Annotated in this window: 17 protein-coding genes and 2 tRNA genes; 14 read left to right on the forward strand and 5 right to left on the reverse strand. The window is 50.5% G+C overall.

Annotation, left to right across the window (positions count from 1 at the left end):
• Positions 1-9: 9 nt before the first annotated feature.
• Genes PY479_RS00555 through yiaY form a run of 3 tightly spaced genes read right to left on the reverse strand, consistent with a single transcriptional unit; the run spans position 10 to position 2,227 of the window.
• Positions 10-681, reverse strand: a complete 672-nt coding sequence (locus PY479_RS00555) for a DUF2461 domain-containing protein (RefSeq protein WP_212595665.1) — start codon at positions 679-681, stop codon at positions 10-12.
• A 44-nt stretch (positions 682-725) separates the two neighbouring features.
• Entirely contained in the window at positions 726-1,031 is a 306-nt protein-coding gene (locus PY479_RS00560; protein WP_275482519.1) for a hypothetical protein, read from the reverse strand.
• 47 nt (positions 1,032-1,078) lie between these two features.
• Positions 1,079-2,227, reverse strand: a complete 1,149-nt coding sequence (yiaY, locus tag PY479_RS00565) for an L-threonine dehydrogenase (protein ID WP_212595667.1) — start codon at positions 2,225-2,227, stop codon at positions 1,079-1,081.
• A gap of 316 nt (positions 2,228-2,543) precedes the next feature.
• Here yiaY and PY479_RS00570 point away from each other — a divergent pair, with 316 nt between their 5' ends.
• The 13 genes from PY479_RS00570 (at position 2,544) to PY479_RS00630 (ending at position 24,633) form a co-directional block, all read left to right on the forward strand.
• Positions 2,544-3,029: a MarR family transcriptional regulator gene (locus PY479_RS00570; protein ID WP_212595668.1), complete on the forward strand. Its 486-nt coding sequence runs from the start codon at positions 2,544-2,546 to the stop codon at positions 3,027-3,029.
• 355 nt (positions 3,030-3,384) lie between these two features.
• Positions 3,385-5,553: a 4-alpha-glucanotransferase gene (malQ, locus tag PY479_RS00575; RefSeq protein WP_275482520.1), complete on the forward strand. Its 2,169-nt coding sequence runs from the start codon at positions 3,385-3,387 to the stop codon at positions 5,551-5,553.
• Between the two features lie 19 nt (positions 5,554-5,572).
• The gene (gene glgB, locus PY479_RS00580; RefSeq protein ID WP_275482521.1) at positions 5,573-7,855 is read left to right on the forward strand and encodes a 1,4-alpha-glucan branching protein GlgB; all 2,283 of its coding nucleotides are present in this window, start codon (positions 5,573-5,575) and stop codon (positions 7,853-7,855) included.
• Positions 7,855-10,062 carry a glycogen debranching protein GlgX gene (gene glgX / locus PY479_RS00585; RefSeq protein ID WP_275482522.1) on the forward strand — a complete coding sequence of 736 codons (2,208 nt, stop codon included), beginning with the start codon at positions 7,855-7,857 and terminating at the stop codon, positions 10,060-10,062. Before glgB ends, glgX begins: the two co-directional genes overlap by 1 nt.
• 49 nt (positions 10,063-10,111) lie before the next feature.
• Entirely contained in the window at positions 10,112-12,634 is a 2,523-nt protein-coding gene (locus PY479_RS00590) for a glycogen/starch/alpha-glucan phosphorylase (RefSeq protein ID WP_275482523.1), read from the forward strand.
• Positions 12,635-12,667: 33 nt separating this feature from the next.
• Positions 12,668-13,936: a glucose-1-phosphate adenylyltransferase gene (glgC, locus tag PY479_RS00595; protein ID WP_275482524.1), complete on the forward strand. Its 1,269-nt coding sequence runs from the start codon at positions 12,668-12,670 to the stop codon at positions 13,934-13,936.
• A 24-nt stretch (positions 13,937-13,960) separates the two neighbouring features.
• On the forward strand, positions 13,961-15,532 hold the full coding sequence (locus PY479_RS00600) for a glycogen/starch synthase (RefSeq protein WP_275482525.1): 1,572 nt from the start codon (positions 13,961-13,963) through the stop codon (positions 15,530-15,532).
• Between the two features lie 77 nt (positions 15,533-15,609).
• Positions 15,610-18,642 (forward strand): EAL domain-containing protein, encoded by a 3,033-nt coding sequence (locus tag PY479_RS00605; RefSeq protein ID WP_275482526.1) that lies wholly within the window; start codon positions 15,610-15,612, stop codon positions 18,640-18,642.
• Positions 18,643-18,694: 52 nt separating this feature from the next.
• Entirely contained in the window at positions 18,695-19,942 is a 1,248-nt protein-coding gene (locus PY479_RS00610) for a DEAD/DEAH box helicase (RefSeq protein WP_275482527.1), read from the forward strand.
• A gap of 69 nt (positions 19,943-20,011) precedes the next feature.
• Positions 20,012-21,028, forward strand: coding sequence for a GTP-binding protein (locus PY479_RS00615; RefSeq protein WP_275482528.1), 1,017 nt, complete (start codon positions 20,012-20,014; stop codon positions 21,026-21,028).
• Entirely contained in the window at positions 21,028-22,383 is a 1,356-nt protein-coding gene (locus PY479_RS00620) for an MATE family efflux transporter (protein WP_275482529.1), read from the forward strand. The genes PY479_RS00615 and PY479_RS00620 overlap by 1 nt, the downstream gene beginning before the upstream one ends.
• A gap of 113 nt (positions 22,384-22,496) precedes the next feature.
• Entirely contained in the window at positions 22,497-23,783 is a 1,287-nt protein-coding gene (locus tag PY479_RS00625) for an NAD(P)/FAD-dependent oxidoreductase (protein WP_275482530.1), read from the forward strand.
• A gap of 151 nt (positions 23,784-23,934) precedes the next feature.
• Positions 23,935-24,633, forward strand: a complete 699-nt coding sequence (locus PY479_RS00630; protein ID WP_212595679.1) for a SapC family protein — start codon at positions 23,935-23,937, stop codon at positions 24,631-24,633.
• A gap of 117 nt (positions 24,634-24,750) precedes the next feature.
• Here PY479_RS00630 and PY479_RS00635 read toward each other — a convergent pair.
• Together PY479_RS00635 and PY479_RS00640 are read right to left on the reverse strand one after the other, a co-directional pair.
• A tRNA-Thr gene (locus PY479_RS00635) sits at positions 24,751-24,826 on the reverse strand.
• 7 nt (positions 24,827-24,833) lie between these two features.
• Positions 24,834-24,909, reverse strand: a tRNA-Phe gene (locus PY479_RS00640).
• A gap of 331 nt (positions 24,910-25,240) precedes the next feature.
• On the opposite strand from PY479_RS00640, the gene PY479_RS00645 reads away from it, so the two are divergent.
• The gene (locus tag PY479_RS00645; protein WP_275482531.1) at positions 25,241-26,425 is read left to right on the forward strand and encodes an MFS transporter; all 1,185 of its coding nucleotides are present in this window, start codon (positions 25,241-25,243) and stop codon (positions 26,423-26,425) included.
• Positions 26,426-26,557: the final 132 nt, after the last annotated feature.

The raw sequence follows: 26,557 nt of genomic DNA on the forward strand, positions 1-26,557 counted from the left end.
TCGTCAGTGTCAGTAATCGAGTTCAAGTGCAAAGCACAAATAGCCCATGAGCTTCTGGCAATGTTGAAACTGCTGCGCACAATATTCGGCGAAATCGGCTTGGGTTACCGTGCTCTGAGAAATCTCTTTAACCGCAATAAAATCCTTCCGTTTGAGTTCATCAATCAATGGATGTTGTTTGTCATAACCTTTGGGGGGGCGTTGCAGACTATCACCATCCATATAAAAGCCGGCGTTGTTTAATGCGGCTAACGCTTTCTGATAGCCATTGGGATTATCATCAATACATTGGCGAATGTTATTCAGCACTGGTGATTCTGGATGCCAGATCCCGGCAGCAATAAAACAGCCATCGTTAGCAAGATGTACATACAGCCCCGGCGCGTGGACATCTTTCCCCTGAAAGTGCCGAAACTGGATCCCTACATTGGATTTATAGGGGGCTTTATCATGACTAAAACGCGTATCACGTTGTGGCCGCATCAGACTGCCGCCGACTTTTTTGGCGACCGCCGTAAGGCGGGGCGACAAGGCCAGAATGTGCGGCTGCATCTGTTCAATAAACTGTAATGCTGGGGTGCGCACCACCGTTTCATATTGATGTTGATTGGCTTTAAACCAGTCACGGTCATTGTTGAGCTGCAGTGCCGCAAGAAAATCAAAACAACTTTGAGTAAACATAGCTTCCCTTCCATACATCCTAGGGGATTAGTTGTGATAACGACTCAGCGTAGTGGCAATGATGCCTCTAACTCGATATCGGTACAGCCTTTGGCACAGCGAATGTAACCAGCGTTTTCACTACCAGCGACGGGCAGTTGCGCCTGCAGTGGCTGACCACAGTGACGGCACGGAACTGTACGACCGGCCAGCAGATTTTTTATCAGATGTTTATGCTCAATGTAGGACTGAGCACTGCGACGATTAATAGTGCTGAAATCGGGATTGTTCATCGTTGTTAACTGGCTGGATGTTGTGTCGCGATTATAGTCTGCTTCGCGGCCGGGCTTCAATCCGAGAAAAAGAACCACAAAAAAGGCCCTGTCGTCAAACAGGGCCTTGAAAGTAAAACGCTAATTTACATCGCGTTTTTGAAGATTTGGCAAATTTCTTCGTGTGATGCCTGTTTCGGATTGGTAATACCGCAGGCGTCTTTGAGCGCATTAGTTGCCAGTACTGGGATGTCTTCCTCTTTAACCCCGATGGATGCGAGGTTCGCTGGAATACCCACGTCTGCTGCTAATTGTTTAATGGTATCAATCGCAGCTTGGGCACCCTGAGCATCGGTCATCGCACTAACATCAACCCCCAGTGCTTTTGCGACGTCTTTCAGGCGTGGTGCAGCAACCTGAGCATTGTATTCCTGTACAAATGGCAACAGTAGCGCGTTACATACCCCGTGTGGCAGGTCATAGAAACCCCCTAGCTGATGCGCCATAGCGTGCACATAACCGAGGCTCGCATTGTTAAAGGCCATACCGGCCAGAAACTCTGCATAAGCCATCTGTTCACGAGCTTCCAGGTTGTCACCGTGAGCCACAGCAGTGCGCAAGTTATCACGGATAAGTTCCATAGCTTTTACGGCACAGGCATCAGTAATAGGTGTTGCGGCAGTAGACACATAAGCTTCAACGGCGTGAGTCAGTGCATCCATGCCGGTAGCTGCAGTCAAGCCTTTTGGCTTTTTCAGCATCAATTCTGGGTCATTTACCGACAGCAATGGTGTGACATGCTTATCGACAATGGCCATTTTGATATGGCGAACTTCATCCGTGATGATACAGAAGCGGGTCATTTCGCTTGCGGTACCGGCTGTGGTGTTGATAGCAATCAGTGGTAACTGAGGTTTAGCTGAACGATCCAAACCTTCATAGTCACCTATTGTGCCACCGTTGGCAGCTACCAGCGCTATCCCCTTAGCGCAGTCGTGTGGTGAACCTCCCCCCAAAGAGATCACACAATCACAGTGATTATCGCGCAGAAGCTTCAGACCTGCTTCTACGTTGGATACGGTAGGATTTGGGTGCACGCCGTCATAAACGGTGACTGACAGACCCACTTGTCCAAGTTTTTCGGCGATAGAGCCAACGATACCAATACTGACTAAGGGTTTGTCTGTCACAATCAGTGCATGTTTGAAACCGAGAGTTTTAATATCGTTGATGGCGTCATCCACGGCGCCTTGCCCTAGTACGTTGACTGACGGGATAAAAAATTTCGCAGCCATGAGTACACCTCCTAGTGTTGTTTGGGCGATTGGATGTATTAGCTGATTTAACACAAGAAAAGTCTAATGTAAATAAAAAATGCTTATCTGTCATATAATTAATTCAAAAAATGCGATAAAAGTAACTTGAATTAAATCCATGTTTTTGATAGGAGAATTTGCGTAAATTGTCTGAAAATTGACCATTATTGTCATTTGCCAGATTTAGGTTGCTGATTAGCCGGGATTTCTCTGTTGCCAGTTGGGCGATTTGTTATCATATCCATATCGTCCAGTGGCAAGGTTCTGCCATTTACCGATTCAGATGGGACCATACATGGAAAAATATGAGCAGTTACTGATTTCGTTGCGTAAGGTCATCCGGGCAATTGATCTGCATTCAAAGCAGTTAAGTAAACATTCAGGACTGACCGGCCCCCAGCTGATCGTGATGCAGAAGATCGCTAACCTAGGTACACCATTAGCCAAGCAAGTTGCCGCCGAGATTAATCTGAGTCCGGCGACGGTGACGACTATTCTGGATCGCCTAGAAGCCAAAGGCTTGGTGATCCGACAACGCAGTTCAGAAGATAAACGCAAAGTGCATCTGTTGCTTAGTGATGCTGGCCAATCGTTATTACTGTCAGCACCCAAACCGCTGCAGGAGCACTTTATCAAGCGGTATCAGATGCTGGAAGAATGGGAACAGAGTCAGCTGCTGTCTTCAGTCGAGCGCATTGCGAATATGATGGATGCGGAAAAGCTCGATGCTGCACCGATGCTGTTGGTCGGACAAATCCTGTCTCACGAAGACGACAATTAGATTGGCTAAATTTAGGTGCTGGGTAATGACTTGCTGAGACAACGGAGGTTGTTACCAACAGACTGAATTGCTGATAAAAATTCCATCCCCATAATTGTGCGTGTGGTCACGACTGATTGCACTTATTTGGTGATCTGCTGCACATTTTTGCGCCAAAATGATGCCTGTCAAACCAGTCATATTGGTCAGATGTTTATCGAACAACTGTCATTAGACTGTAATAGCTATTTGATTTTGAACATGTTAAATCATATTGCAGATGTTGATTAATCGGTTGTGTGCCGTTGATTTGCTTCTGGCATGGTAACTGCTCAATAATTGACTACTAGCCGACCGACAAACAGGGAGTGCGTCGATGGATCTGGAGAAGTTGCTGTACTTGCAGGGAGTAGGTAATGGCTTTGTTGATTGTGACGGCCATCATCACACGACTCCTGCCACTGATCGTGAAGCAATTCTGCGGGCCATGTGCCATGCAGAACTGGCTGATGTTGGTGAACAGGCATTTGCGGCCTGGGTATCGCAACGGATAGCGTCTCTTGATGCCAGACCATGGCAAGATTTTCTACCTCCCTTCCAATGGTGTTACGCAGACGCACTGGTGATTCGTGTGCGAGTTCCTGAAGTCTATTCCGGGCAATTGACGCTGAATATTGATACTGAAGACGGTACTCACCTCAGCACAGTTTGTTCTGTGGCCGATACGCCGGTAACGGGCGATTATTACACTGAAAATCAACTGTATCTCGAAAGAGAGTTGGTTCTTTCTGAGCTTGTCGCTGAGCATGCTTTGTTGTCGATAGGTGAAGGTTATCATCAGCTTACGATAACAGCAGCGAGTGCGATGCCTGCGGGAATGAACACTGCCCTCAGTCGTGGTCTGTGGATGGTGGCGCCTCGTCGCAGTTATGCCGCAGACCTGCCGCAACAGCTGAGCTATAAGCCGTGGGGCGTCAGTGTCCAACTATTTTCGCTGTGGTCATCGGTCGCGAGTGAGCCTCGCCATTCGGGCATTCCAACCCAGATCGGTGATTTTCGCGCATTGGCCGAGTTTATCCGTATCATGGCGGCTCAAGGCGCTGACTTTATTCAGCTTAATCCGTTACATGCATTACCCTTGCAGGATGCCGAAGCTGCCAGTCCTTACAGCCCCTATGACCGGCGACGCATACACCCGTTGTATATCAGTACGTCCCTGTGCCCAGAGGCATGTCAAGCCGACTGGCAGAAGACACTACCTAAAAGAATGCCCGTCAATAATAACGGCACTCTGTGGATCGATTACCCTGCAGCATTCAAGATTAAAGTAACTAAGTTAAAAGCACTTTTTAAAGTGTTTAGTGGTTATCCCAGCGAACATCCCCGCCGTAAAGCGTTGGCAGCATTCGTGCGTGATGCTGGCGAAGACTTACAGTTTTATGCCAAGACGCAAGCTCAAGAGGTGACCGCCCCCTGGCTGAAAAATCCAGAGTTTTATCTTTATCTGCAATTTGTCGCGGAGGAGCAGTTAGCTTTCTGTCAGGAACTGGCCAAAGATAGCGGTATGCATATTGGTCTGGTTCGGGACCTGGCGGTGGGCGCTATCGGGACGGGTGCTGAAGTGCGTCAGCATCCCCGGCAATTTTGTACCCAGGCGAGTATCGGCGCGCCACCGGATCCGTTTGCGCCTCAAGGGCAGAACTGGGGGCTGACGCCACTCGATCCCATCGGTCTACGCCAAGCCAATTTCGGGCACTTTATTACATTATTGCGCCGCAATATGCATCACTGCGGCGCACTGCGAATCGACCACATGATGGGCTTGTTTCGTCTATGGTGGTGGCCGGTAACCGCCGATGCTGATCAGCATGGCGGCACTTATGTCTATTACCCTTTTGATTGCATGATGGCCATTTTGTTGCTGGAGAGTCAGCGAGCTGGCTGCATGTTGATTGGCGAGGATCTCGGCTTAGTGCCGACAGAGATTATTGAGCCGATGCGCCGCGCGGGTATTTTCTCCAACGAATTATTTTATTTTTGTGTCGATGAATCCCGCTTACCACAATATGCCGGTTTTAAACCGCCTTCAGAATATAAACCTCATGCGCTGATGATGCTGGCTAACCATGATGTGCCAACTATGGCGGCCTGGTGGCAAGGTAAGGATTTACTGGCGCGCCATCGTTTAGGGTTGTACTCCGATAACGAGTTACAGCAAGCACAACTGCGTCGCAGCCACAAACGTAAAGGGTTGTTGCAATGGTTGCGGGATATGACCGGACAAGATTTTGCAGTAGATGTGGAATTTTGTACGTTACTTCCGCACTGGGCGGGCGCGGTCGCCGCGGGAGCCAGCGAACTCTATAGTGTGGCTTTGGCCGATCTGCTGGCCGAAGCGGATGCAGTCAATATTCCCGGAACCAGCACTGAATATCCTAACTGGCGTCGTCGATATTCCATACCATTGGAACATTTATCAAAAAATTCTATTTTTACTCATACGCTTACAGCAGTACGTAATGCAAGACACCATACTTCCGATTAACTGACAGGAGGAACCGCAGATGCAACAGCAATCATCCGCGCAGTCTGAAACACGTCCCATCGCTGATATCGAGCCGGAGACGGACACTGTCGCTTGTTGCGGAGATATTGCCGTCTGTCAGGCGCTGGCGGAAGGTCGTCATGGCGATGTTTTCAATTGGTTGGGAATGCATCAGCTCACCCTGGATGGCAAAAAGTCACTGGTGGTGCGTGCAGTATTACCAGGAGCCCTTGAGGTCACGGTGCTTGACACTAAGACTGGTAAAAAAGTGGCGTCGCTGTCGCCCGTTGCCGATGCTGAGCCCTTGTTTGCGGGAACACTTGGGCGCCGCACTAAGCCTTTTGCCTACCAGCTCCAAGTGCGTTATCCCGACGCCGAACTATTGCTGGATGATCCCTACCGCTACCCGTCCTTGTTGGATGAAAAAGATACCTACTTGTTCTGTGAGGGGCGACAGCAGCAGGCATGGCGTTTTCTCGGTGCTAACTGGCAAGAATGTAACGGTAGTAAAGGCGTGTTATTTGCTGTGTGGGCACCCAATGCTCAAACAGTGTCTGTAATTGGTGATTTTAACTGCTGGGACCATCGTCGCCACAGCATGCGGTTTCATCAGGGTTCGGGGATTTGGGAGATATTTATTCCAGGTCTTGTGGGGGGGGAACATTATAAATATGCGATTCAAACTCACAATGGATACTGGCAACAGAAGGCAGATCCGTTTGCCAGAAGCATGGAACCTTCACCGCATAATGCGTCGCGGGTGCCGTTCGACGAATGTTGGGACTGGTGTGATGCTAGTTGGATGACTGGTCGCAGCCAGATTGCCTGGCATAAAGCGCCCATCAGTATTTACGAGGTGCATCTTGGATCCTGGCGTCGCAAAGGCCACGATGGTCGCGACTATCTCGACTATGAAGAGTTAATTGCGCAATTGGTGCCTTATGTGGTGGCAATGGGTTTCACCCATGTGGAATTTATGCCACTGAGTGAGTATCCGTTCGACGGGTCTTGGGGCTACCAGCCCGTAGGCATGTATGCTCCGACCTATCGGTTTGGTAGTGCTGCCGCGTTAAAAGCCTTAGTTGATGCCTTTCATCAGGTTGGCATCGGTGTACTGCTGGACTGGGTGCCGGCTCATTTCCCGAAAGATCCGCATGGACTGGCGCGCTTTGATGGTACCTGTCTGTATGAACATGAAGATCCACGGCGTGGCAGCCATCCTGATTGGGACACGCTGATTTATAACTATGGCCGCAAAGAAGTACAGAGTTTCCTGTTAAGTAATGCCTGCTACTGGTTGCAGGAATTCCATATCGATGGCTTGCGGTTGGATGCCGTATCTTCAATGTTGTATCTGGATTACAGCCGTAAGCCTGGCGAGTGGGCACCTAATCAATACGGTGGCCGTGAAAATCTCGATGCCATTGCGTTGCTGCAAGATCTCAATACCCGTCTGTATACCAGTTATCCGGGCATTATGATGATCGCCGAAGAATCCACTGCCTGGGGCGGCGTCAGCCGCGATGTGGGCGGCGGCGGCTTAGGCTTTGGCTTCAAATGGAACATGGGCTGGATGCACGATACGTTAAGCTATATCAGCCGCGATCCGATACACCGCAGCTATCACCATCACGAGATGACCTTTTCGCTGGTTTATGCTTACACCGAACAATTTATTTTGTCGCTCAGTCACGACGAAGTTGTGCATGGCAAACGCTCCTTAATTGAGAAAATTCCCGGTGATGACTGGCAGAAATTTGCCACGTTGCGTGCGTACTATGGCTTTATGTGGGCCCATCCCGGTAAGCAATTGCTGTTCATGGGCAACGAGTTCGGACAACGACATGAATGGCAACACGATTACAGTCTGGACTGGCATCTGTTGCAATTTGAACCGCATCAACAGTTACAACGTTGGGTGACCGATCTTAACCGCTGTTATCGTCAGTTACCGGCATTGTGGCAGCGCGATGGCGATGGTGCTGGTTTTGCCTGGCTCGATTGTACCGATGCTGCTGACAGTGTATTGGCATTCTGCCGTTTTGATGATCACGGCAATGCGCTGGTGGCTGTATGTAACTTTACCCCTACCGTACGCCTTGGCTATCGTATCGGCTTACCCAAAGCTGGCCATTATGCAGAACTACTCAACAGTGACAGTCATTTTTACGGTGGCAGTGATGTTGGTAATGGTGGCGGCGTCACCACTGAACATCAACCCTGGCAGGGGATGCAATACAGCGCACTGATCAGCCTGCCGCCATTAGCGACCGTGTATTTTCAATGGCAGGAGCAAGACTGATGCAGATGCTTCCTGGACAGCCTTATCCCTTAGGTAGCCGGGTCGTCAGAGGTGCCGATGGCCGGGTGCTCGGGGTTAATTTTGCGCTGTTTTCAGCTCATGCGAGCGCAGTGGAACTGTGCCTATACAGCGCGGAAACTGGGGGACATTGGCGACAGATAGGGCGCTTTAGCTTACCGCAACAGCGGCAGCAAATCTGGTGTGGATTGTTGCTGGGGGCCGAACCGGGGATGTGTTACGGCTATCGGGTTGATGGGGCTTATCAACCACATCTGGGACATCGATTTAATCCCAATAAACTACTGCTAGATCCCTACAGTCGTTGGATGGCTGGCACTTTGCAGCCCGGCCCCTGGCATTTGGGATATGCCCGTGTCGATAGCGCCGGGCGACCATTAGATGACGAATGCCAGCTTGAGTTACCAGAAATGGAACGCGAGGGTGCCAAGCGAGTCAGTGCTGATGGTGGTATCGGTGACGATAGCCGGCCCAATAGCTGCGATAACGCCTGGGCCTTGCCGCGGTCTGTAGTCGTGGAAGATCAGCCGTTTAATGGTCAACGCTTGCCATCGCGGCCCCTGAGTTATGAAGTGATTTACGAGATGCATCTCAAAGGATTTAGCGCGCACTTGCCGGAACTGGATGAATCGCTGCGTGGCACATTCGCCGGTCTGGGGAGTGAAGTTGCCATCCATTACCTCAAATCCTTAGGTGTCACCTGTGTAGAACTGCTACCCGTGCAAAGTTTCTTTTCGGAACCGTTCTTAACCGACAAAGGCATGAGCAACTACTGGGGCTATAACAGCATAGGCTTCTTTGCGCCACACCCGGCCTATTGCGCCACTGCCGATGGTATAGCGGAATTTAAGCAGATGGTCGAGGCACTGCATCGGCATGATATTCGGGTCATTCTCGACGTCGTTTATAACCACACCGCTGAGGGCAGTCGGCTGGGGCCGCAGTACAGTTTTCGCGGTATTGATAATGCCAGTTACTACCGCCTGCATCCCAACGATAAACGCTTTTATATCAATGACACTGGCTGTGGCAATTGCCTGAATATGAGCCATCCACGAGTGGTGCAGTTGGTCATGGATTCCTTACGCTACTGGGTCGCGGTGATGGGGGTTGATGGCTTCCGGTTCGATCTGGCGACCTGTCTTGGGCGAGAGCCTCAGGGTTTTGATCGCGGTAGCGGTTTCTTTGATGCATTAATGCAGGATCCGGTATTGAGCGGCGTGATTTTAATAGCTGAGCCTTGGGACATTGGCCCTGGCGGTTATCAGTTGGGCCAATTTCCACTGGTGTTCTCTGAATGGAACGACCGATATCGCGACACGGTGCGGCGCTTCTGGCGCGGCGATCATGGCATGTTACCTGAGCTGGCCAAACGGCTGCATGGTTCCGGCGATTTGTTTGAACATTCTGGTCGCGGCCCCTGTAGTTCTATCAACTTTATCAGTAGTCACGACGGCTTTACGCTGCGGGATTTGGTGAGTTATGAACTGCGCCATAACGACGCCAACGGTGAAGAAAACCGTGATGGCCACCATGAGAATTTCAGCTGTAATTACGGCGAAGAAGGGGACTCGGAAGATCCCAAAATTGTGGAACTCCGTGCTCGTCAAAGTCGCAATATGCTGGCAACTCTGCTGTTATCGCAGGGGGTGCCAATGTTATTGGCCGGCGATGAACAGGGTAACAGTCAGCAGGGCAACAATAATGCCTACTGTCAGGATAATCTGCTCGGTTGGGTCGACTGGCGTGATGACGAGCAGAGTCGGACGTTGATGCAATTTTGTCAGCGGTTAATCGCTATTCGCCGCCAATCGGCAGTGTTCTGTTGTCCGCGCTATATTCATACCGATGATCCTAATGAAGCCCAGGCGCTAGCCTGGTTTGATGCCCACGGCGAAATCATGAGTCGTATTCACTGGGCCGAGGGCCATTGCCGTAGTCTGCAGATGCTATTGAAAGGTGAAGATGAGAACGGACAACCGGAGATGCTGCTGTTGCTGATGCATGCTGGTAACACCGAGCATACCTTTACCGTGCCTAACATTGATGTGGATTGTCATTGGCAGTTAATCCTGACCACGATTACCGCAGATGGTGAACCGGGTAATCATCCACTATTGCAAGCGGGAGAGGCGTTTCTGTTACTGCCCTGCAGCTTGTTGCTGTTTAAGGCACAGCTGGATGTTTAAGCCAATCATTCGATAATTTTTGAAAATAGCAATCCGCGAAGGAGGAAGCATGAGTGATACCCCGAAAACTCCCGCTCGCCGCAGCAGTAAAGCTACGGTGGCAAAAGGGAAAAGCACCGCTGCTTCCAACGTTGCGAAACTGCCGGTCCATGAGCCTTGTGAACCCTGTGATTCACTCAAGGCCGCGTTCGCCAGACAGTTGCGCTACGACTTGTGTTGGGATCAACAGAATGCCGATGCGATGTTTCATGCGCTGGCGCTGAGTGTCAAAGAGCAACTGCTGGATAACTGGCGTGACACCCGCAAGCAGGATGTGTTGCAGCATAAAAAACATGTGTCCTATCTGTCTCTGGAGTTTCTGATGGGGCGCGCACTCGGCAATGCGTTACTCAATCTTGAACTCACCGACGAATGCCGTGCTGTGCTGCAGGAATATGCCGTCAATCTCGAAACGCTGGAGCAGCAGGAGCATGATGCCGGTCTGGGGAACGGTGGCCTAGGGCGTCTGGCTGCCTGTTTTCTCGATAGCTGCTCAACGCTGGGGCTTAATGTGACCGGCTATGGTATTCGTTATGAATACGGCATGTTTGTGCAAAAAATTATCGATGGTTATCAGATTGAACAGCCTGATCGCTGGTTACGTGATGGCAATCCCTGGGAAGTTCGGGTCCCGGAACACAATGTCACGGTGCATTTCTTTGGTCATACCCAGAGTTATGTCGATCTCAAGGGCCGCCGACACATGTTGTGGCTGGATACGCAGGATGTCATGGCTGTCGCTTATGATGTGCCAGTGCCCGGCTACCGCAATGGCCGGGTTAACACCTTGCGGTTGTGGAAAGCGGAAGCCACCAACGAATTCGATCTGGCAGAGTTCAACCAAGGGGATTACACCGAGGCTGTTGCGGCTAAAAACCAGGCTGAACAGATCACTATGGTGTTATATCCCAATGACAGCAGCGAAAACGGTAAGGAATTACGTTTGCGCCAGCAATATTTCCTGTCATCTGCCAGTTTGCAGGATCTGCTGCGAAATTGGGTACAGCTGCATGGCATGGATTTCACCGAGTTTCCGAAATACAACGCGATTCAATTGAATGACACGCATCCAGCCATTGCTGTACCTGAATTGATGCGGCTGTTGGTTGATGTTTATGAACTGGAGTGGAACCCAGCCTGGAATATCGTCAGCCGCTGTATCGCTTATACCAACCACACCCTGCTACCTGAAGCGCTGGAGCGCTGGCCGGTGCGCATGTTCGCGCACATGTTGCCGCGTATTTTGGAAATCGTCTACGAAATCAATGCGCGTTATCTTGATGAAGTCGCACACCGTTGGCCTGGTGATGTGAGCAAGTTGCGTGACATGTCCATTATCGAAGAGGGACCTGAACCCAATATTCGGATGGCCTATCTGGCGATCGTCGCAAGCTTTTCAGTTAATGGTGTTGCAGCACTGCATACGCAATTACTGACTTCCGGCCTGTTCCGTAATTTTCACGATTTATGGCCGCATAAATTTAATAACCGTACCAATGGTGTAACGCCTAGACGCTGGCTGGCCTATTGCAATCCGGGGCTGAACCAGCTTATCAGCAGCCGCCTTGGTCATGACTGGGTAACCGATCTCAGCAAACTGTCGGCACTCAATGCGTTTACAGCAGACAGCAGCTTTGTCAATGACTGGCGCAAGGTCAAACAAGAGAACAAGCAAGCGCTGGCTGAGCTGGTGGCCGAACGCTGTCATGTCGAATTTGATACCACCATGCTGTTCGATGTGCAGGTTAAAAGGATCCACGAATACAAACGGCAATTGCTGAATATTCTGCATGTCATTCATCTGTATCAACGAGTTATCAGTGGCGATACCCTGGGGATGCAGCCGCGCTGCGTGTTAATTGGCGGGAAAGCTGCACCGGGCTATGCGATAGCTAAACTTATTATCAAGCTGGCCAATAACGTGGCGCACATGATCAATGGCGATCATCGGGCTAAACCCTGGCTAAGGTTTGCTTTTTTGCCAGACTATAACGTGAGTGCCATGGAAACTATCTGTCCCGGGACTGATTTATCGGAACAGATTTCCACTGCGGGCAAGGAAGCCTCTGGCACGGGGAATATGAAATTTATGATGAATGGTGCCTTAACGCTCGGAACTCTGGATGGCGCCAATATTGAAATGCTCGAAGAAGTCGGTGAGGACAACTTTTTCCTGTTTGGGTTGAATGCCCAATCGGTTGAAGAACTACGTGGGCATTACCGTCCTTGGGAATATGTCGCTGCATCTGAAGCGTTAAGCGGCGTGATGTCGTTGTTGAAAAGTGGTCATTTCAACCTACAGGAGCCGGGCATTTTTACACCGATTATTGATGCTATTGAATCGCCCACCGATCCATGGATGCTGGCCGCAGATTTTGAATCACTGCGCTTGGCACAGTTGGAGGTGGCCAAAGCCTATCAGGATTGGCAACGTTGGACCGCAATGAGCATACGTAATACCGCCGCCAGTGGCCGTTTTTCCAGTGATGTCACCATTGCTGGCTACCGGGATCATATTTGGAAGGCACGATAAGCAGCCATTTAATCAGTTGGGGAGACACAGGATATGTCAAATTCCAGTCTGCGTTTTATCAGCAACTTAACCCGCGACACCTATGCGTTGATCCTTGCCGGCGGTAGAGGAAGCCGCTTACATGAATTGACGGATTGGCGTGCTAAACCTGCGCTGTATTTTGGTGGTAAGTTCCGCATCATCGATTTTCCGTTATCGAACTGCATCAATTCCGGTATCCGCCGGGTTGGGGTCGTGACGCAATACAAGTCTCATTCCCTGATCCGGCATATCATGCGGGGCTGGGGGCATTTCAAGAAAGAGCTGGGCGAGTCGGTGGAAATTCTGCCAGCATCGCAGCGCTATTCCGATAACTGGTATCAGGGCACTGCCGATGCAGTGTTCCAAAATATCGACATTATCCGCCATGAATTACCGCGTTACGTCATGGTGCTGTCCGGTGATCATGTTTATCGCATGGACTATGCGGGGTTGCTGGCAGCTCACGCGGAATCCGGTGCCGATATGACGGTGTCTTGCATGGAAGTCCCGGTTGCTGAAGCTGCCAATGCCTTCGGGGTGATGGAAGTGGACACCAGTAATCGCATCCTCGGGTTTGAAGAAAAACCGGCTCACCCTAAATCACTGCCAGATAATCCCGAGTTGTGTCTCGCGTCTATGGGCAACTATGTCTTTAATACCGACTTTCTTTTTGAGCAACTTAAACGTGATGCGCAAAATGCTGAATCACAAAGAGATTTTGGTAAAGATATCATTCCTTCTATTATCGAAAATCATCAGGTTTACGCCTATCCGTTCCGCAGTTCATTCCCTAATGAACCCGCTTATTGGCGTGATGTGGGAACGCTGGACTCATTCTGGACGGCCAATATGGAATTGCTGTCACCGACACCCGCACTGAATCTGTATGACGCCAAATGGCCTATCTGGACCTATCAGGAACAGCTGCCGCCTGCCAAATTTGTGTTTGATGACGATGGGCGCCGCGGTATGGCCGTGGATTCTGTGGTCTCCAGTGGCTGCATTATTTCCGGGGCTAGCGTCAGGCGCTGTGTGCTGTTTAACGAGGTTCGTGTCTGTTCGTACTCGGTAGTCGAAGATACTGTGATCTTGCCCGATGTGGTGGTATTGCGTAACTGCCGTATTCGCAAGGCGATTATTGATCGTGGCTGTATTATTCCGGAAGGGATGGAGATAGGCTATAACCACGAACATGACCGTGCTAAGGGCTTTCGCGTATCAGAAGGCGGTGTGGTGTTGGTAACCCGTGATATGTTAGGGCTGCCAGTGGGTTACGAATAATAATTACAGGAAAACCAATAGTCGATGCGGGTATTGATGCTGGCTGCAGAAAATGCAGCGCTTAAGGGTGCCAAAGTCGGTGGAATGGCGGATGTCTTGCGCGATCTGGCGCCTGCATTGCAGCCCCATGGGGTTGCGGTAGACATGATTATGCCGGATTACGGTTTCCTCGCCAGGGAACAACAAGCGGCGTTTGTCTGTGACTTTGTGGTGCCTTTCGATAGTGGTCATTATCCGCTGAAACTCTATCGTCTCGCCAATCCATTACAACCCGAGGTGTGGATCTATCTGCTGGCACACGAGATGTTTGTCGCGCCCGGTCACGCCATCTATACCCAAGATAGTCCGGGGCGGCCGTTTGCATCAGATGCCAGTAAATTTGCGTTATTTTGTACCGCGGTGGCTACCTTGCTCTGTAGTGGCTTAATCGCCTTGCCGGATCGCTTGCATCTGCATGACTGGCATTGTGGCTTTTTCGCGATGCTGCGCGCATTTGAACCGGCCTACACCCAACTGCAACAAATCCCCACTATTCTGAGCATTCACAATCTGGCGATGCAGGGCATTCGCCCATTGGAAGGGGATATTTCCTCGTTACGCGCCTGGTTTCCTGGCATGGCGAATCTCAGTCACAAACGTCTTGCTGCGGCACTAGATCCGCGTTATCCGGATTGTGTTAATCCGTTGCGAGCGGCAATTAATCTTTGTGATGCGGTGCATCTGGTATCTCCTGGCTATGCCGAGGAAGTATTACAACCCTCTCGGCCAGAGGAAGGCTTTTTTGGTGGTGAAGGATTAGAGCTGGATCTGCAACGGATACGGCGTGAAGGAAAGCTTTTTGGCATTCTGAACGGTTGTGATTATTGCGCTCCTGCACCGACAATTTCGCGCCAGCAGATACGCGATCAACTGAAAGATCTCGCGTATTTAGCACTACTGAGCAAACTTGGATACAGCGAATTTGTGCAGCCGTCGGAAATTATTGCGCAGATCCGCTTATCACAAAAAGGGTTACCGCCAGGATTCTTACTGACCTCTGTCGGACGACTCACCGATCAGAAAATGCTGCTGCTGCGCCAACCGTGGCAGGGGGGATTAGTGCTGGATGCCATCTTACAGCGACTGTCAGCCTGGAATGAAAATGCCCGCTTCTGGTTGCTGGGCAGTGGCGATGCAAGTTTGGCGCGAGAATTTAGTGAAGTGGCCGCACGTCACGATAATTTCTTGTTTATCAATGGCTATCATGAACAGCTTTCTGAAGCCTTGTATTACAGTGGCGATCTGTTCCTGATGCCCAGTTCCTTTGAACCCTGTGGCATCAGTCAAATGTTGGCGCTGAAAGCCGGACAGCCTTGTCTGGTACACGGAGTCGGTGGCCTGAAGGATACGGTAGCCGATGGTCACAACGGCTTTGTGTTTCACGGGCGCGATCTGGCGCAACAGAGTGCCGCATTGCTACAGACATTAGAGCGAGCGTTGACACTTTTTGGCACACCACATTGGCAGACATTGGTGAAGGCTGCCAGTGCCAGCCGGTTTGATTGGCATGCCCGCGCCGCTGAATATGTGGACAAACTCTACAGTTCAGTCAATTAATCGAAGAAATTCAAAGGATTCTGCTAGACTGTGATCGGTTAAGCAGGGGTTTTTCTTTGGGGGCTATTGACGCTGTTATGTTTCTTCCATTAGTGCAAAATGCCGCATTGTTGCTGGCATTGATCCTGATCTACGATGCGATCCCTCTGTATCGTAATGACAGCCGTTATCGGTTGTTATGGCAACTGCTGTCAGGTGCGCTGATCGGCGGGATCTGTATTGCCGTCATGTTAACGCCCTGGACCTTTAGTCCCGGTTTGATCATTGACTGCCGCAGTGTGCTGTTGTGTGTGACCGGGTTATTCTTTGGCGGCGTCCCTACCTTCATCGCCTGCGTTATCGCTTCCGCATTCCGGTTATATCTAGGGGGGGATGGTGCCGTTATCGGTATTGGTGTGATATGTACCAGTGGCTTGTTGGGGATTGCGTGGCGTAAATGGCGGAACTGGAATCGTCAGTCTCTGACACACGTCAGTTATGTTGAGCTGATTATCTTCTCGCTGATAGTGCATGTGTCGATGCTGCTGTGGATGCTGTTGTTACCGGCCACAATGGCAGTTGATGTCATTACCCGTATTGCGCCACCGGTGCTGACGTTGTATCCACTGGTGACGGTGCTAATGGGCAAACTGTTATCTAACCGTTTAGAGCGGGAGCTTGCTCAGCAGCTGAAATTGCAGGATCAGTTTCTGTTCCGCTCGCAGTTCAACGTAGGCAACTATGGTATCTCGATCAGTTCGCCCGACCGCCGCTTCCTTAAAGTGAATCCTTATTTTTGTCAGATGCTCGGTTACTCTGAAGCGGAGTTGCTGCATAAAACCTGGGATAGCCTGACGCACCGTGGCGATATAGATGAAAGTAATAAATATTTCAGAAGGATGCTGCAGGGCGAAATAGAACGTTACGAGCTGGAAAAGCGCTTTATCAAGAAAAATGGTCAGCTGCTGTATACCCATATAACGGTGTCTTGCCAGCGCAGTTTTCATCAGGTGCAGTTGGTCATTGCCGGTTATATCGACATTACGGCAGCCAAAGAAGCGCAGCAGGCGCTGTCAGTCAGCCATGCTGAACTGGAGTTAGTGTTGGTCAGCAGTCGCCTCGGCTATTGGATGTGGGATTTGAGCCGCGACCAGGTCACTCATGACCAACAGACCGCTAATCTGCTGGGGTGTACCTTCGAGGAATTGAGCAAAGGCAAACATATCTGGCTCAATGCGATTGTTGACGAGGATCGTATTCAGACATTACGCGCGCTGGAACAACATATTGCCGGTAATACCACCGATTATCGTAACGAATACCGCATACGCCGCACCGATGGTCAGCTCCGGTGGATCCGCGATGTCGGTAAAGTGATGGAATGGCGTGAAGGAGTGCCGCTAAAAGTCTGTGGCATCCACCAAGATATTACCGAGGATAAGCAGCGTGAAGCGTCGTTGAAACTGGCGGCATCCGTCTACGACAACAGCAGTGAGGCGATGAGTGTACTTAATCGTCATGGCGAAATTATCAATATTAATCCAGCCTTTTGCGCGCTGACGGGCTACCGTGATGCAGATATTATCGGCAAAAAAATCAATCAGTTGAAAAGTGATCGTTACTCAGCCACAGATTTTCATGCGATTAAAAAGGATCTGGGTAAGCAGCGGCGCTGGCAAGGCGAACTCTGGATAAAATGCCGTGACGGTAAGGAGATCATCACCTGGCTCACCATCAACACTATCGGTGGTAAAAAAGGCGAGCCACAACAATGGGTGGTGCTGTTCTCTGATATCACCGAGAAGAAACATTCCGAGCAGGTGATCTGGCACCAGGCCAATTACGATCCGCTGACCAGTCTACCGAACCGTCGGATGTTGCTAGAACAGCTGTATCATGAAATACAACGGGCACATCGCCGCGGCAGTAAGCTGGCACTGTTGTTTCTCGATCTTGATTTCTTTAAAGAGGTCAACGATACCCTCGGTCATGATATGGGCGATCAATTGTTGATCCAGACAGCGGAACGATTGCGTACTTGTGTACGCGAATCAGATTTTGTCGCACGTCTTGGCGGTGATGAATTCACCATCATTCTCACCGATGCAGAAAGTTCACAGGGTATCGAACGTGTGGCAGCACAGATCCTCAGTAGTATCGCCGAACCCTATAAGTTGGGTGATGAAACGGCTTACATCAGTGTCAGTATTGGCATTACCTTGTATCCCGATGATGGTGAAGCTGAAGATGTGCTGTTAAAACATGCCGATCAGGCAATGTATGCCGCCAAGAACCAGGGACGCAATCGTTACCATTACTTCACTGAATCAATGCAGCAGCAGGCACATTACCGTATGCGGTTGATCCAGGACCTACGTCAGGCGGTGGAGAGCAGTGCCTTTGAACTTAACTACCAACCTATCGTTGAACTTAGCAGCGGTAAAATCACTAAAGCTGAAGCACTGATCCGTTGGTACCACCCGCAACGAGGTCAGGTGCCACCCGCGCAATTCATCCCGATAGCAGAGGATACCGGTTTGATTTTTCCGATTGGAAACTGGGTATTTCAGCAGGCAGTGAAGCAGAGCGCCGATTGGCGCGAGCGCCTGGGTGTGGAAATCCAGATCAGTGTCAACAAGTCGCCGGTGCAGTTTCGCGATGAAGGTGTGCGTTTTCAGGAGTGGCTACAAACCCTGCAGCAGCTTCCCGGGGGGGGCATCTGTATTGAAATCACTGAAGGGCTGTTGCTGGATACCAATATAGCGGTATCTGAGAAGCTACTTTCATACCGTGATGCTGGGGTGCAGGTGTCGTTGGATGATTTTGGGACCGGCTACTCCTCTCTGGCCTATCTGAAAAAATTTGATATTGATTATCTAAAAATAGATCAATCATTTACCAAAAATATCGATGTTGATGCCAGCAATCAGACCCTGTGCGAAGCGATTATCGTTATGGCGCATAAATTGGGTATGAAAGTGATTGCCGAAGGGGTGGAAACTCAGCAGCAAGCCGAGATCCTAAAACGGATCCATTGTGACTATGCCCAAGGCTATTTTTACTCAAGACCGGTATCTAGCAGCGAATTCGAGCAACGCTTCCTGAACGCCAAACGCCCGTCAACAGACTGAGCGCGCCAGCCATTAACCCTGTATACTGCGTTTTTTGACAACGAGCCTGACTATGCTGTTTTCTGAAACTTCTCTGCCTTCTCAAATACTCAAAGCGGTCGCTGACTATGGCTATGAGCACTTAACACCGGTGCAGCAACAAGTGTTGCCAGCGGCTTTGGCCGGGAAGGATCTGCTGGTGTCAGCACAAACCGGCAGTGGTAAAACCGCTGCCTTTGGTTTGCCAATCGTTGCCAGGCTCAGTACCAATCCGCAACCACATAGTTCTGCTGCCCCTCAAGCATTAATTCTTACGCCAACACGTGAGTTAGCGCAGCAACTGGCGACTCATATTACCGCCTTTGCGGCCGGTAGCGAGTTACGGATTGTGGCGGTATATGGTGGCGCGAACTTCCGGCCGCAGCGGCAACGGTTACAACAGGGCGTTGATGTGTTGGTCGCCACTCCGGGACGGCTGTTTGACCATCTCAGTCAGGATTATCTCAATCTGAGTCAGCTACAGTTTCTGGTGCTGGACGAAGCTGATCGCATGCTGGATCTGGGATTTATCAAAGATATCCAGCGGTTGCAGAAATGGTTACCCAGCAAGCGCCAGACTATGCTGTTTTCGGCAACCTTTCCAGACTCCGTGCGTAACTTAGGGCAGCAACTCACCCAACAGGCATTGTGGGTTGAATTGCCGCATAGTGCCGAACAGGGAAACATTCAGCAGCAGGTATTGTTGGTCGCCAAGCAGCGCAAAGCGGAATTGTTAGCGGAGTTAGTCGGCAAAAACAATTGGCAGCAAACCTTGGTGTTTGTTAATACCAAGGACGCTGCCAGCCGTTTGGGCGAAGAGCTCACCCTCGATGGTATTAGCAACGCCGTGTTTCACGGTGATAAAACCCAGGGCGCACGCAACCGCGCCTTAGCGGATTTTGCTGAAGGCCGTATTCGGGTGCTGGTGGCGACCGATGTTGCCGCCCGTGGCTTGGATATTCCGGCGCTGCCAAGAGTGATCAATTTTGAATTGCCCCCAGAGTCTGAGGATTATGTGCATCGTATCGGGCGAACTGGGCGTGCGGGCCTGGATGGTGAAGCCTATACCCTCATAAGTCCGCAGGAATTATCGCAACTACAAGCCCTTCAGCAGGAACTTAAGCTTTCAATCCCGCAACTAACCCCTGCCGGATACGAAACCACCGCCGCATTGCCAGAGCGTTATCGCAGTGCAGTGACAACTCCGAAAGCTGCCACAAAAAGCCGCTCCCGCTTCCAGGCCGCTGCGCGCAGCAATAAAGCCAATCACCGTCGACGTTGATAACAGGTGTGGCTGAACCGAGATTTGGGTACACTTGGCGCTCAGATTTCTGTCCTGCTGAATGTTGCTATGATTGTTGCCGCTGTTCCGACCCATGTGATTACCGGTTTTCTTGGTTCAGGTAAAACGACCTTTATCAAAGCGCTGTTACAGGCGAAACCCGTCGCTGAAACCTGGGCGGTGCTGGTGAATGAGTTCGGTGAAATTGGTATCGATGCCAGCCTGATGGGAAGCCGCCAAGATGTAGTGATCCGCGAAGTTGCTGGGGGCTGTATCTGCTGCGCCGCTGGCGTGCCGCTGCAAGTCGCAGTGACGCAGTTATTGGCGAAGGCAAAACCGCAGCGACTGTTGATTGAACCGACCGGCCTCGGTCATCCGCTGCAAATCATCCGCACCTTACAGTCGCAAGTCTTCGCGCAATCCATTCGCCTGCTGTCTTCTGTATGCCTGTTGGACCCGCGTAAACTGGCAGATAACCGCTATCTCACGAATGACACATTCGTATCGCAGTTAGCCAGTGCCGATATTTTGCTGGCATCCAAGGCCGATCTTTGGCAGCAACAGGTCGAAGTACAACAGCAATTACAGCAATTTGTTACCGACCGAGATCTCAATCAGCCACTGCTGCAATGGTCGCAGCAGCAAACGCTTCCGCGGGCGTTGTGGTCATTACTGCAGCATCCAGCAGGCGTTAAAACCGCTAACCGAAAAGTAAATGCGCTACTGCAACCAACGCCTGATTACACCTCTGCTGACAATGCAGCGGTGCCATTTAATGCGCAAGGCTTTGTGTTTAAGGCTCATCAGGATGCCCACGCCTACAGCTACGGTTGGAAATTCAGCCCACAATGGGTATTCGATTTAGCGCCATTGGTGCAATGGATTAGCAGCCAGCAACTGCTAAGACTCAAGGCGGTGATGATCACCTCTGACGGTATTGCCGCGTTCAACATGCTGGATGGTGAGCTCAGTTTCGAAGAGCTGGATGAGGCGATGGACTCGCGCCTAGAGCTGATTAGTCAGCAGCCTTTGGATGCGCTTGCCATTGAACAACAGTTATTGTCTTTGGGTCGCATGGAGCTTTAATGACAACCAGCATTCAAAGCGGAACGGCGGCGGATCTGGCACTGATGGAGATGCCGATCCCGCGCTTGTTCTGGCGCTATGCGGTGCCAACTATTGCGGCAATGCTGGCAACCGGCATTTATGTAACCATTGATGGCATGTTTATCGGTCATTACCTTGGGGCTGATGGCCTTGCCGGTATCACCCTCGCATATCCGGTCGGCGCCATCCTCTACGCATTGGGAACCCTAATTGGCATGGGCGGTGCCGCTCAGGTGTCGTTATTATTGGGACAAGGTAAAGTCACTGATGCCCGCCAGGTCGTGGGTAACAGTTTTACGCTGGCACTGATTTGTGGTGTCACGCTGGCAATTGCAGGCACCTTGTTGAGTGAACCGATACTGCAATTGTTAGGCGCCAACGGACAAGTGCTGGCTTACGCCCGTAATTATCTGTTCTGGTATTTTGCCTTGGGGACGCTGCCCATATTGGCGACAACCTTCGCCGCCATGCTGCGTAATGACGGACATCCCGGGACCGTTACGCTGATTTTAATTTTCGGCGGTATCCTCAATACTTTCCTCGATTGGTTGTTCATCGTGGTGTTGCCGTTCGGGTTAGCCGGAGCTGCCATCGCCACCATGTTGTCTCACGGTATGACTGCAGCGTTTTGCTTACGGCATTTCTTCTGCTCGCGCACCCGCTTGCAACTAAATCTACAGCAGATGCGCTTGCACTGGCACCATGTAAAAGGCATTTGTCGTCTGGGTCTATCCAGCATGCTGATGAGTCTTTACTTGTCGGTGGTCCTGACGCTGCATAACATCGCTATCTTATGGCAAGGCACCGAACTGCACCTCGCTGCCTATGGTGTCATCGGCTATACCGAAGCGATGTTCTATCTCATTTTTGAAGGCATTGCGCTTGGTACCCAACCTATCCTCAGCTTCAACACCGGCGCCCGGCAGCCACAGCGAGTACGGCAGGCGGCTAAGTTAGCCTTCACTGTCACCCTTGTTACAGCGCTGATTGGCTGGCTGATTGTCTACGGCAAACCACAGTGGATGTTATGGTTATTTGCTGGCGATAACCCGCAATTAGCGCCAGTGGCAATTGCGGGTATGCATCTGTATTTCTGGGGGTTACCCTTTGAAGGCATGGTGCTGGTGGGCGCGAGTCTGTTCCAGGCCATCAATCGCCCTAAAGAAGCAGCAATGCTGACCGGCAGTAAAATTTTACTGGTGGCCTCGTTGTTGTGGTTATTAGGTGCATTGCTGGGCATCACTGGGGTGTGGATTTCATTATCCTGCTGCAGTTCATTATTGTGCGTGTGGATGTTTCGCACGTTAAAGCGGCTGGATAAAGCCAGTAACTAACACTATCTGTTTGTTTTAATAAAAATTAATAAAAGCTTTGCTAAAGAAGCAATTATCAAATTAGCGGTTTTATGATATGTATAAGGCCGCTTTGGCTGATGTCGGAGGGTGATGTGGCCACAAAAAGAATCGTGATCGTTGGCGGTGGTGCTGGTGGATTAGCGCTGGCGTCTAAGTTGGGTCGTAAATTGGGCCTGAGCGGCAAAGCCGAGATCTGTCTGGTGGATAAGAGTCCGGTTCATATCTGGAAACCCAAGTTACATGAAGTGGCGGTTGGCGTCATCGATCAATCCATTGAAGGATTGCTCTACCGTGACCACGGACTCAAAAACGGTTACCGTTTCCTACGTGGAGAAATCATCGGCTGCGATCCGCAACAGAAAGAGATCACCTTATCGAAAGTCGCCAATAAACAGGGCGAGGAACTGCTCGGCGAACGGCACGTAAAATATGACTGTCTGGTGCTGGCGATTGGCAGTGTTTCCAATAGCTTTAATACCCCAGGGGCGGAACAGCACTGTATTTTCCTCGACAATCTGGAAAGCGCTAATCTGTTCCACCAAAAGCTGCTCGACAATCTGTTACTGCTGGATGAAACCAATGAGAAGCTCAGTATTGGTATTGTTGGCGCGGGTGCCACCGGTGTCGAATTGGCGGCCGAGCTCTATCATGTCTTGGAATCGGTAAAAGATTTTGGCTACCTCAATATCGATAAGTCCCATTTGGAAATTCACCTCATTGAAGCCGCGCAACGTATTTTGCCTGCCTTACCGGACAAAGTGAGCGGTGGTGCGCAGTCGGTTCTGGATCATATTGGTGTGCGACTGCACATTGGTGTACAGGTAAAAGAAGTAACTAAAGAGGGCTTTGTGACTCAGGATGGGATAATCCCCGCCGGGCTGAAAGTCTGGGCCGCAGGTGTTAAAGGGCCAGATTTATTGAAGCAGTTCACCGATTTGCCAATCAATAAGCGTAACCAGGTAGAAGTTGACGCCTGTATGCGAGTCAAAGGTCAGGAATACATTTACGCCCTAGGTGATTGTGCAGCAATGGTTACGGATAATGGCAGAGCCGTGCCCCCAAGAGCGCAGGCCGCAGCGCAGATGGCCGATACCCTCTACAAAAATCTGGTTAACCGTTTAGAGGGTAAAGCGGAATTGCCATTCCGTTACCATGACTATGGTTCGTTGGTGTCATTGAGCCGTTTTTCTGCGGTGGGCAACCTCATGGGCAATCTGCGTTCGCGTTCGTTGTTCATCGAAGGTTATATCGCGCGCATCATGTATATGTCGTTATATCAGCGCCATCTGGCAAGCCTGTATGGCTGGTTTTCTGCATTGGTTTACCGATTCGCCCAGCGATTGCTTAAATGGCATCGGCCAAAACTTAAACTTCACTAAGCAACTGGTGAAAATCCCGGCAGTTGTGTCACGTTTGCGATGGTTACGGTTTTTTATCAGATAGTAAACAGGGTATAACTAGTACAAGGGAAGCAGTTTCCTTTCAATTTTTTAACATAATTTTAAAGTAAGAGCCCTCAAGGAGCTTTCGATGAGCGAACCATTTGTGCTGCTTGATAACCAAAAGCATGCAGACGTTAAGTTTTCAGCACCGAAATATGCCCACGTAGCTGATCAGCACCTGTTACCTGTTTCTCTGCACGAGCTGCTGTATGCGGCCGTTGATGTACCGGTTGTCTTTATCAAAAATAACGAAACTGGCGAATTCCAGGCGGTGATGATGTTAGGTCTGAAGCCTAACCAGAACCTGCTGGTCAAAGGCGAAGAATGGTTGGGTAACTACATTCCTAATGTACTGCGTGACTTCCCTCTGACAGTTGTGTTGAACCCAGAGCAGAAAGATAAAGTCTGGATTGGCGTGCGTGAAAGCAGCGACCAGGTCAATAAAGCAGAAGGCGAAGCACTGTTTGCTGATGGCGAAGAAACTGAATTCCTGAAAAATCGCCGGGAAGCTTTGCTGAAACACTTTGAACAGGATCAACAGAGCCGTGCCATTCTTGGTTATCTGGCAAGCAAGAATCTGTTGATTGCCCAGACACTAACAGTTGAAGTGAAAGGCGAGCAACGTAACATCAACGGTATCTATCTGATCGATGAGCGTAAGCTGGCAGAAATGTCTGATGAAGACTTCCTGGATCTGCGTAAGCGCGGTTTGCTCGGCCCGATCTACAGCCACCTGACATCTCTGAACCAGATCCCACGTTTGGTACAGTTTGAAGCTGCACTGTAATCGCTGATGTCTGAAAGAGGGCGCTGCGGCGCTCTTTTTTATGTCAGAAATACGACGAATCAATTCTGACGCTGGAAAAGCGAAAAGCCACTCAATTGAGTGGCTTTTCTAAATTCATGGTGCCGGCACCAAGAGTCGAACTCGGGACCTACTGATTACAAGTCAGTTGCTCTACCAACTGAGCTATGCCGGCATAAAAATGGTGCCCGAACCCGGAATCGAACCAGGGACACGCGGATTTTCAATCCGCTGCTCTACCGACTGAGCTATTCGGGCAACTGAGTTGAGCGCCAGTACGCTACTTCAAAGACAATTAACAACGGCTGTTTTTAAAGTGGGCGTATGATAAAGCAGGTTATTTTACTACTGCAAGCGCTTTTTGGCAGGAGCGCCGCTGTTCGCTCAGTTAATGGGCAAATTTGCGGATGAACCACTAATAGTGGCATCAACTATGCCACAGTGACCGTTGTGTTGGGAGGTGTTGCTACTGTCCTCTGTATCAGTTGCAGACGAAATACCGTCAAGCTAAATCCGTAATGAGTTGTTATGATATGCCTCCCGCTGGCGATATGGCGTCTGCGATCTCTCCATGTTTAAGGATTCAACCATGGCTTCCACTGAAACGCGTATGCTGTCTCCATTACTGGTGTTGTTAATGGCGGTTGCCACTGGTGTTGCTGTAGCGAACAACTATTATGTGCAGCCGCTGCTGGATACTATAGCCAATTATTTTAAGGTGTCGCACACTGCCGCCGGTATGTTGGTCACTACCGCTCAGCTGTTTTACGGTGCCGGATTACTATTATTGGTGCCGTTGGCCGATATGGTGGAACGTCGTCGTTTAATCATCGTGATGATGCTACTGGCAACAGTCGGACTCTTTATCAGCGCCATGGCACCCAATTTATATTGGTTATTGCTGGGAACCGCTGTGGCCGGCGCCTGTTCTGTAGTCGCGCAGGTTTTGGTGCCACTGGCAGCAACCTTGGCCGATCCTTCACAGCGTGGCCGGGTAGTCGGAACGGTGATGGGAGGCTTGTTGCTGGGGATTTTGCTGGCGCGAGTGGTGGCCGGGATGATCTCGACGCTGGTTTCCTGGCAGGCGGTGTACTGGCTGGCAGCGATGGCGATGCTGCTCATTACTTTGTTGCTGGCGCGAACCTTGCCCGTTTATCGGACTGAAACTGCCATCGGTTATCGTGAGCTGATGCGGTCATTATTGAGCTTATTCGGCTCCGAACCCAAGCTCAGATCACGTTCATTTCTCGGCGGACTGTCATTTGCCATGTTCACCATGTTCTGGACCCCGCTGGCGTTCTTGTTGGCCAATCCACCCTATGAATATTCCGATGCCACCATCGGCTTGTTTGGCTTAGCGGGCGTTGCCGGGGTAGCCGCAGCGCGTTGGGCAGGTAAACTGGCTGATGCCGGTAAAGGTAATACCGGTACCTGGCTGGGGCTCGGCTGCTCGCTTGTCAGCTGGATGCTACTGTTTTTTGCAGGCAACTCGCTGCTATTACTGTTGGCTGGTGTGGTATTGCTGGATCTGGCGGTGCAGATGACACATGTCAGCAATCAGAATGTGATTTATAGCCTGCAACAGCAACTGCGTAATCGCCTCAATGCAGGCTATATGACCTGTTACTTTATTGGTGGTGCACTGGGGTCCTGGGTATCGGTCAACCTTTATCAGTTCGGTGGCTGGACTGCTGTATGTGCTGGTGGAACTGTATTGGCGCTTACTGGTCTGGCCTATACCTGGTTTAAGAGTCATGCCGTGCAGTCTCTATAAGCTGTATTTGGACACAAAAGCCAGATTTCCCTAAAAGGTTATACCTTTGGCTACTTTTCGCCATGACCCGTGTTAGCCGAAAATTTGAAGAATAGCTTATTTAGGTTAAGCTGGATTCAATGAATGGTAGAC

The sequence above is a fragment of the Shewanella sp. A32 genome (assembly GCF_029167175.1).
Taxonomy (GTDB): Bacteria; Pseudomonadota; Gammaproteobacteria; order Enterobacterales; family Shewanellaceae; genus Shewanella; species Shewanella yunxiaonensis.